Consider the following 9154-nt stretch of genomic DNA (forward strand, 5'->3'; position numbering starts at 1 on the left):
TGGTCTGTTTGTCGCCATCCTCTCTGGTGATCTCACCAAAGTCGGAAGCGGAAAGTCCTTCGTCCAAAATCAAATCTTCGACATGGAAAACAGGCCAAATATCAATACAGCCACCTGCTTCGCCGCAAGCAGACTGTCCATCTTGATCTTTGGAAAAAAAGTAAAGTGAATTGCCATTACCATCGGTTAAAATTTGACCGTGTGTAGCATTGTTGACCAGCTGCACACTAACGGTTGGTTCAGGTGTGCCATCTGGATCAGGTTCGGGCATCGTTCCCCCACCATTGTCATCACTACTACAACTATGTAGTAGGAACATTGATGTAACGAACAGTAGAATTGTTTTTTTCATGATTAATTACATTTAATAGATTTACTTCCGCAAATGAACCTATACCAACCCCCTGCCTCAAAAGAAAACTTCGCGATAGGGAAAAAAACACCTTAAAAGGGATAAAACGAACTTGAAAAAAAGCCACATTTGGGACAAATACTTTTGTGACCATGGTAGCTTAACTTTTCGAAGTGTATTCCTATTTTTAGCTACAAATTGTGGCACACATGAAAAAAGACAAACTCTACTTATTCACATTTTTATCCCTATTGGCCATTGTGTTTGTTACGGCCTATTTCAGTATGAACTATTTGGTCGGTCTCAGTACAGAACAGTTTCTAAAGATTCAACTGGAGTCAAGTAAACGAGAGGCTCAAGAATTGGCGAAGATGATCAATTATCAAATTGAAAATAATGTTGACAAGGAAACCATTATCGAGAATTTTCAAAGCAGTATCGAGAATACCAACATGCAGTCAGGTTTTGTGTGCATGTTTGATTGGTCGGGGAAAGAAATCTGTCATCCGAATCCAGATAAAATTGGTAAGATAACCGGGCCTGACGAATCCTACGTTATGGGAATCGAGGAAGAAGTGGACTCCAAAGATTTTTATTCTTATTTAAAAGATAAAGAGAAAGGTGGAGGGGTAAGGGATTTCAATGATCCCAATAGAGAGTCCGAAATCATTTATCTTTTCCCTGTAAACAATACGGATTGGATTGTTGCGGCCCATGCCAATATGGATAAAATCAATGAGGAAGTCAAAAGTGTAAAGACCAATTTTCTCATGGTCCATGTAATCACTGGACTGATTATTGTGTTCCTGTCCGTTTTAATGGTTCGATTTATTGGCAGTAATTATGAAAGGGCATTGGAACAGAAAAACGAAACACTTTCCAAAGAGGTACTGAGCCTTTCCAAATTGAACCATGATTTGGCCACTTACAAGAAAAAAATGGATGGTTCCGACCAAAATGGAAGGGAAACCTATGGTACTGAGAGCAAGAAGAGAATACTGACCTATTTGAAAAATGAGTTGGTTTCATTGGGCATGGAGGATATCGCTTATATCTATACCGAAAACACGGTTACTTATGTAAAGCGATTGGATGGCAAGGTTACTACTAGCAATAATAGTTTGGAAGAGCTTTTGAATGATTTGGACGACTCCGTGTTCTTTAGGGCCAACAGGCAATTTATCCTCTCCATCAATGCCATTCATAAAATTTTGAGGTATGGTAACAATCAGTTGAAGATTGAGGTGGTACCCGAATCAAACATCAATATCATTGTCAGTAAGAACAAGGCCTCGGAATTTAAAAAATGGCTGAATTCATGATGATTATCACTACATAAAGATTCTGATTAAAAAATGGGAGGGGGTAGAGAAAACAACAGGTATTTAAACAATAAACGCTTTAAAAGCTATACTTTTTGGGACTTTTGTCCCTCCAAGGGCATCAAATGCTTTTAACAATATTTAATGGATGATTATTGAGCTTCCATTTTAATCATTCAGAAATCAAAAAGTAGCCCCGGCAAGAATCGAACTTTTCCCCCGGACCCCCAGTTTTATTGGGGTTTTCACTTTTTGATTTCAAAATGTTGACGATTTGTGAACTTTTGTGATTGATTTGTCTTTCGTCATTTCAAATATACTTAAAGCAATATAAATTACACTTTTTGAAGTACTATATTAAACTTTGTCTTCTTGCCTTTTGCACGGCCTCTAACTTGTTGTGGACCTGAAGCTTCTTATAAATATTCTCGATATGTTTTCTAACCGTACTTGGTGAGAGAAAGAGATTTTTGGCAATCAGGGTATAGCTTAACCCCTCGGCCAGTTGCTCCAGCACCTCCTTTTCGCGGTCGCTGAGCAAAATTTCTTCCTCTTGCACGGACAGTGATTCCTGTCTTTCGGGATAGCGTAATAATTTTAGGGTCTTTACCGCTATCGAAGGGCTCATGGCCGCACCCCCGCCAATGGTCTCAACAATGGCATTGTGCAACTTTGGCCCTTCAATCTCTTTGAGCAAATAACCATCGGCACCGGCCTGGATGGCATTGAAGATATTTTCATCATTGTCAAAAACGGTAAGCATGAGCACTTTAATGTGGGGATATTTCTGTTTTATGATACGAACAGTTTCTATCCCATCCAAAATGGGCATTTCTATATCCATTAACACCAAATCCAGATTATGGCTTTTTTCCAGTTTAGCAAGCAGCTCGCTACCATTAAAAACCATGTACTTGATGTCCAATTCCTCAAAATCGACCAATTTTTCTTTGATGGCCCTAGCTAAGAACGTATTGTCATCCACAATGGCCAATTTGATTTTGCTCATGGTCTTGTATTTTTTTTGTGCTGAAAGAATTATGCCTTAACCTGTAATGTTACCTTGGTGCTTTTACCGATTATACTTTCTTGTTTGAAATCAATCCCGGCTTTTTCGGCCCTGTTCTTCATAATTTGAAGTCCGTTGCCATTTGATGACTGCAATGTGTCAAACCCCTGGCCAAAGTCCTCTATTTCAATTTGTACTTTTTCATCAATATCGGTAAACCTGACTTGAATCTGTTCACTCCCGGAATGTTTTACGGCATTGTTCACGGATTCTTGAATAATTCTGAAAAGATTCATCCCTACAAAGGCATTGAGCACCTTATGATCCGGCCTCCCTTCAACCTTCATCCTGACTTTATCATCCGTGGCTTCATGAACGGTCGCGGCCAATTGCTGGGTTCTTTCTTTGATATCTTCCAAACTGATCTCATCCTTGTTCATGGCCCAAATGGTATCCCTAAGCTCAGAAATAGTGACAAGTGAAAATTGTTTCATTTGGGTAAGCTTTTCCATTAAAAACACCTCACCCTTATCTATGCCCCGTTTAGCGGAATCGGTTATGGAGGTAAGATATGTGAGCTGCGACCCTATATTATCGTGCAGGTCTCGGGCAATCCGTAAACGTTGTTCCTTTAGGTTTTCTTGTGCCCGAGCCTCGGCCATAGCCTTCTCCAAAGCGGTTTCCCTAGCAAAGTTCTTCGCCTTTACCTTTTGCTCACGAAAAATCACAAAACCGACAATAAGCAGTATGGCCAAAAGAGCCCCACTGCCCATAAGCATATTGTTCCTATTTTTTAGAGCAAGCTCGCCTTCGACCAGTTCGTTCTTTTGACGGAGTATCTCATTTTCCTTTTGTTCCGACTCGTACTTTTCCTTTAGGTTAAACATTTCCTTGGCCTTTTCTGTAAAGTATAAGCTATCTCTTGCTGCCTTATGTTTTTGATGATAAACATAGGCCTTTTTAAAATCGGGTTTTTGTTCGTAAATCAAGGACAGCGTCTTGGAAAGTGCATCAATACCTGGAAGGTAATCTATAGAATCTGCTTCTCGATATGTGGTCAGCGCCAATTTTTCGGCACGATTCGTTTTTCCCTGATTAAGATATATATTGGCCAAGTCATTTTTTAGGGAAATCAGGGCCAAACGCTCTCCCTTTTTTTCCTGAAGGGCTATGGCCTCATTATAATAAAGTTCCGCTTCATCATATTTACCAAGTGCCCAACTGGCTAAGGCCAAATTCGTCAAAGGATATGCGAGCTCTAAAACAGCTCCTACATCTTTATTGGTGTCGTACGATTTTTTGGCATATTCAATGGCCTTGTTATACTGTTTGTTTTCTAAATAGGCCACGGCCAAACTGTTATAACACATCGCCATAAAATAGTTGTTCCCGATTCTTTCGTACAAATCCAATGCTTTGAGATAATATTCCATGGATAGACCAGGTTCTTGAATCAACTTATATCTATTCCCCAAATTCAAATAGGATCCTGCTATCCAAAGGGTATCCTTTCCTTCCGTAAAGCTTTCCAAAGCCTTAAACTGAAAATCTACCGCCTTATCAAACTCAGATAGTGCTTCGTACGTATTGGCTAAATTGGTATAGAGACTACCCAAAACAAAATAATCTTTGGAGTTTTCCAAAATAGGTTTCGCCTTCAAATGAAAACTCAATGCTTCTTTGGGTCTGCCCTCGTCCCAAGAGAGAATCCCGTACACAATCCATATCCTGGCCCTGTAATAATCGTCATCCAAAGCTTCTGCTTCATGAAATGCCAATTCTGTATAATATCTGGCACTGTCCATATCTATGGAACGAAACTTCATTGCGATATCTTTCAAGACAAGAATCCTATCCCCACCTTCCTTGACTTCAAAGGTATCTTTCAACGCATTGATAGCTTGTTGAATATCCTGCGCCTCAACAGTATGCAAAGACATTAGGCCGAAAAGTAAAATGGGAATCAGGGTCTTCTGAAAAATGGTCATTAGAGAAAAAAATGGTTGGTGCTTAAAACTAATCCAATTGATTATATAATTTAAGTTTTTGCAGAAAAATTAATTCGCTTTGTCCACCAACTTCTCGATAGTGGCATCCAAAAAAGATGTAATGGCCAGTTCTGCACCTTTCTTATACGTTTCGGGGTCACATTTAACGACTGAAACATTTATATCTTCCTTGTCCTCTACACGCCAAATGTGAAAAACCCCAGCATCCATTCCTCTTCTGTCCACATCTGCTCCTTGGGAAGCATCAAATTTTTGTTTTTCAAGAACGCCTTCAACCTCTACGCCACGATTGGATACCATCATCCCAATATTAAACTTATTGTAACTTTTTGAATCAATCTTAAAATCGGTCTCTGCCTTTACCTGTGCATATCCGGCATGTCTGTTCAAGGCTCGTGTAGTTTCGCTCAATGCATTATCGAAAGCCAGTACGTTCAACACTACCTTATTGAATATAAAATCAGTTTTTTGGTTGGATACCTTCATTTCGACTTGCTCTTCATAATTGGCTATTTTCAAGGGACCGGTCTTCTTATTTTCCATGGATTGCTTGTTCACAATAAATTTTTGACCGGTAGGACGCATCACGATGGCCCCGAACTCATCTCCTTTTTCCCCACCTTGACCTGACCTTAAATCCCATCGTTTCTCACGGTTTTTTTGATAGGTGCTATGGTTCCATAACTCTTCAATGGGAGCTATCTCAAATCCTTTGGAAACAAGGTCTGCCTTATATTGTTCAAAGAGCTTATCGGTTAGTTGCTGCAGCTCGTCCATATTGAGCCCATCCAATACCAAGGTCAAAGATGCCTTGGCATCGCCCTTTATTCCACCTCTCCACAGTTTTCCGCCTTTTTTCTTATCCTCTAATTGTAGCGCTGTTTGGAAATTGACTTGAAAATCGGAAATAACAATCCTCTTAGGACTCTTTCTAAAATTCAAATTAGCAGGCCCCAACATTTTGATTTTAAAATCCTTGACATTTTGCGCATTGACCTCTGGTAAGACACACATTAGGATCAATAAAAAAGAAAATACAGATAAGTTGATACGTTTCATACTATTGGTTTAAAGTTTTGAACAAACCTAGTCTCCCAGTATCTTGGTTTCAATAGGGCAATTGTCGTAAAATGAAGGAAAACCGACAGTTTTCATCTTAAATATCAAAATAAAGGAAGCTTACAAACCCCATCAATATTGTAGCCATTAACAAGGCGGTATTTATCCGTATCAACTTCGGATTCAGCTTTTTGCGGACGGTATATAGATGTAGTACAAGTGCCAGAAGGAATGCGGGCATACTCAAATAGAGGTTAAACAGATAAAACCATAACCAACTTGTAAAAAAGGACCAAGCTGAAAGCGCCGATACCATCGCTGGAACCCATTGATCAAATCCATTGACATTCTCAACAGGAAAAAGATAATGAAGAAAAGTCGCCAAGAGTACCATAGGTCCAATCATCGCAATCAACAACAACACACTACCGAGCATAATTAGCTTTTAGAGAAGATGGATTTCTTCACCATTGGGAAGCACTATACTTAACGGTATATTACCATATTGGGTTTTATATAAAATCACCTTATCACGAACAGAAAGTTTATCGTACAAGACCGTACTTACCAAGAGTGACCCTGTTGTAAGTACTATCCGATTGTTATTTGAATGGCGGTTAGAGGTATGGGTAAATTTATCCTCCAATACCGCGGGCACGCCACGTTTGTATGATCTATTCTTGTTCTTATTATAGTTTCGGTAAACTGAGTAAAGTGTGTATCCTTGATAAAGGGGTACGGCCCATAGCGGAAAAAGAACAACTACAAAACTCCAAAATCCATTTATGATCAATAGAAATCCGATGGCTAGAAAAGGACTGGATTTGACCAAGCGATTTTTTATTTCAGCTTTCCATTTACGATTCAAAACCTCATAATCTTTTAGAGTATATCTAGCGTGGGGTACATGCTTCTCCAGATGCTTTTCTTCTTCATCTTCTTTCGGAATACCGTTGGCTTCATCAACCTGCCGCACCACTTGAAGATCTAATATGATTCCTGATTTGGGTGCACGGTCCAACTGCACCTCTGTACCCACCCTAGCTTTGGAGTAACAAGAATAGTCCACTGCAAACTCATCATTATCAATATAGATATAATATGAACTTCTGGTTTTTGTCCTATTTCTATGACCATGAACAGGTCTATTACTAACAGTGGATTTGTGCAGCCTCTTATCCGTAATCTTTCCAGAAATCCGTGTTTTAACCCTTCTTTTTAAATCGATTGCTGTAGATGCAATGATATAGGCTATGACGCCAAAAAATAAAACCGAGAATGCCATCATCATATAAATGCCAAAGGAATCATTGGCAAAACTGGAATTGAACATAATAGAAAGGAACGACCAGAATATTCCAATCACGACTACCGGAAATAGCAACATGCCATATAACTGACGCCTAAGCTTGGTCTTGTCTCCATGTTCTAAGGGCAATGTTTCTAATGTGGGCATGAGTCATTTATTTTGCAGAACCAAAATTAGAACCTGTACAAATCCATACAATAGGGCAATTGTCCTATTGCACTACAGGTGGGGTTTCCGGTAGTTTTGCTGGAAACCAATCCATCAAAACAGATGAATTCCAAAACCATTCTCAAAAAACTCTCCTCTACCGTACTTATAATTCTTGCACACTTTTTTTATAACAACGGGTCTGCTCAAAACCTACACCTTAACAATTTTGATATAAAGGACGGACAGGTAAAAGCGATGTCCATCACCAAATATCATGCTATTGGAGCCCATTTATATAGTGAAAAGAATGAACTTCTGTTCGACTCCAATGGGTATTTGACAGAGGATAAACTTTACTTGGACAACATTTACGAAACACGTACTTCCTATAATTACTTGGCCGATAGTTCAAAAGCCATTATGAAGAAATTCAACTCATCGGGAAAACAAGAAGGAATCGCCAAAACACTTTACATCTACAAAACACCTATTGGTATAATTTCGGATGACTTGCCAGAAACCGTAAAAAATGATGAAGGGCAATATATTGTTCTGGGTGGTTTAAAATATGGGGCCATCTTTAAATATAAAAAATATGTGATCGTTTATGAACTTGCCGAATCCAGCAATGGTAAGGCCACGGTTTTCTATACGAGCAATTATTCCTACGATGGATTAAAATTACATGAATCATATAACCAAGATGACATACGCTACTTTCGGTACAATGACCAAAACCATTTGGAGGAAGAATTGGGGATGTCCGATATATGGGAAAGCATTTTATACGATTATGTGTATGATGAATATGGCAATTGGATCAAAAGAACAAAATTCAAAGCATCTAACTATTCGGGAAGTAAGTATCAATGGAATATTGACGAAGTAAAATACAGGACCATCACCTACGTTAACGGCACCATTAGCGGTAACAGTATACCAACAACTCCGGAACTGGCTTATTCATCCAATCAAGATAAATTACAAGACCTGCCAAAACTCAGCGACCCCATTTTAATGTCTAAATCCATGAAATTTCTTCAAGACATTACCAGGCTCAGAAACGACACCAAACAAGGGAAGGGCGAAGCGACCAAAAACGAGGTCTCCATAACATGTTTAAATGGTGACTGTTCCAATGGCTTTGGCAAAGCAGATTTTGGGACATACACTATTGAAGGCTTTTTTAGCAACGGAAAGGCAAATGGGCAAGGAACTTTATTTTACAAGGACAATTCAGGATACTATCAGGGAAACTTTGTTGATGGATTTAGAGATGGATTTGGCATATACACATGGATAGACAGTAAGAACTATTACATTGGACAATGGGCAAAAGGGTATCAGAATGGCTATGGCTATATTAAAAACGAAGGTGAAATATTGCAGGCAGGCAAATACGAAAAAGGAAAGTTGGTTCAGGATTTCCTTACCGATGATTACAAGAAGAAAATTGCACGGGGAAACTGTGTAGGTGACTGTCAGAATGGATTTGGGTACTACAAGTTTGACAATGGAGATAGCTATGTTGGGTTTTTTACCAATGGTAAAAGAGATCATGTAGGTGCTTATTCTTGGAAATCTGGAATGGCGCATATCGGAACAATTGTAAATGAACAGCATGACGGTTACGGTCAAGAATTCTATAGACCTAGCGGACAATATTATCTTGGTGATTTTTCACAAGGAAAACGCACTGGACTTGGTATTTTTTATAACAATGAGCATAAAATACTACAAAAAGGTATTTGGGGTGATGGACAATTGACAGATGAGTTCTAGAAAACTTGATTTTATGAAAAGCTTGCGCTACCCAAGGGTCTGTAAATTAAACTCTGTCCGATCCATCAATCCCTCTGGGGCTAGCCCCAGAGGGATTGGGATTTAATTCCAAGGGAATCCTCTCCCCAAATTTAATATAAAGTTGCTGGACCACCAGGCTCC

The 9154-nt window shown here is 39.1% G+C and carries 7 protein-coding genes; 2 read left to right on the forward strand and 5 right to left on the reverse strand.

From position 1 onward, the window contains the following. Window positions 1–352 (reverse strand): COG4315 family predicted lipoprotein (locus PY092_RS19405; RefSeq protein ID WP_470300428.1); only part of this gene is annotated, 352 nt, incomplete at its 3' end. Between the two features lie 209 nt (window positions 353–561). Between PY092_RS19405 and PY092_RS19410 the strand changes: the two genes are divergently transcribed. Beyond that, entirely contained in the window at window positions 562–1674 is a 1113-nt protein-coding gene (locus PY092_RS19410) for a LytTR family transcriptional regulator DNA-binding domain-containing protein (RefSeq protein ID WP_275617392.1), read from the forward strand. Window positions 1675–2026: 352 nt separating this feature from the next. On the opposite strand, the gene PY092_RS19415 is transcribed toward PY092_RS19410, so the two are convergent. The 4 genes from PY092_RS19415 to PY092_RS19430 all read right to left on the reverse strand — a co-directional run bounded on the left by PY092_RS19415 (window position 2027) and on the right by PY092_RS19430 (window position 7207). Next, on the reverse strand, window positions 2027–2683 hold the full coding sequence (locus PY092_RS19415) for a response regulator (RefSeq protein ID WP_136564776.1): 657 nt from the start codon (window positions 2681–2683) through the stop codon (window positions 2027–2029). Between the two features lie 29 nt (window positions 2684–2712). After that, a complete protein-coding gene (locus tag PY092_RS19420) occupies window positions 2713–4671 on the reverse strand; it encodes a tetratricopeptide repeat-containing sensor histidine kinase (protein WP_275617393.1) in 1959 nt (652 codons plus the stop codon). 69 nt (window positions 4672–4740) lie between these two features. Then, complete coding sequence (locus PY092_RS19425) at window positions 4741–5751, reverse strand: hypothetical protein (protein ID WP_275617394.1); 1011 nt, start codon at window positions 5749–5751, stop codon at window positions 4741–4743. Window positions 5752–6196: 445 nt separating this feature from the next. Then, on the reverse strand, window positions 6197–7207 hold the full coding sequence (locus PY092_RS19430) for a hypothetical protein (protein ID WP_275617395.1): 1011 nt from the start codon (window positions 7205–7207) through the stop codon (window positions 6197–6199). Between the two features lie 123 nt (window positions 7208–7330). Between PY092_RS19430 and PY092_RS19435 the strand changes: the two genes are divergently transcribed. Beyond that, window positions 7331–8992 carry an MORN repeat-containing protein gene (locus PY092_RS19435; RefSeq protein ID WP_275617396.1) on the forward strand — a complete coding sequence of 554 codons (1662 nt, stop codon included), beginning with the start codon at window positions 7331–7333 and terminating at the stop codon, window positions 8990–8992. Window positions 8993–9154: the final 162 nt, after the last annotated feature.

This window comes from Flagellimonas yonaguniensis (genome assembly GCF_029193885.1).
Taxonomy (GTDB): Bacteria; Bacteroidota; Bacteroidia; order Flavobacteriales; family Flavobacteriaceae; genus Flagellimonas; species Flagellimonas yonaguniensis.

What these genes read in the sequence shown, in the direction of transcription:
- PY092_RS19410 (WP_275617392.1), top strand. Translation starts at nt 562, where the DNA reads ATGAAAAAAGACAAACTCTACTTATTCACATTTTTATCCCTATTGGCC.
- PY092_RS19415 (WP_136564776.1), bottom strand. Translation starts at nt 2,683, where the DNA reads ATGAGCAAAATCAAATTGGCCATTGTGGATGACAATACGTTCTTAGCT.
- PY092_RS19420 (WP_275617393.1), bottom strand. Translation starts at nt 4,671, where the DNA reads ATGACCATTTTTCAGAAGACCCTGATTCCCATTTTACTTTTCGGCCTA.
- PY092_RS19425 (WP_275617394.1), bottom strand. Translation starts at nt 5,751, where the DNA reads ATGAAACGTATCAACTTATCTGTATTTTCTTTTTTATTGATCCTAATG.
- PY092_RS19430 (WP_275617395.1), bottom strand. Translation starts at nt 7,207, where the DNA reads ATGCCCACATTAGAAACATTGCCCTTAGAACATGGAGACAAGACCAAG.
- PY092_RS19435 (WP_275617396.1), top strand. Translation starts at nt 7,331, where the DNA reads ATGAATTCCAAAACCATTCTCAAAAAACTCTCCTCTACCGTACTTATA.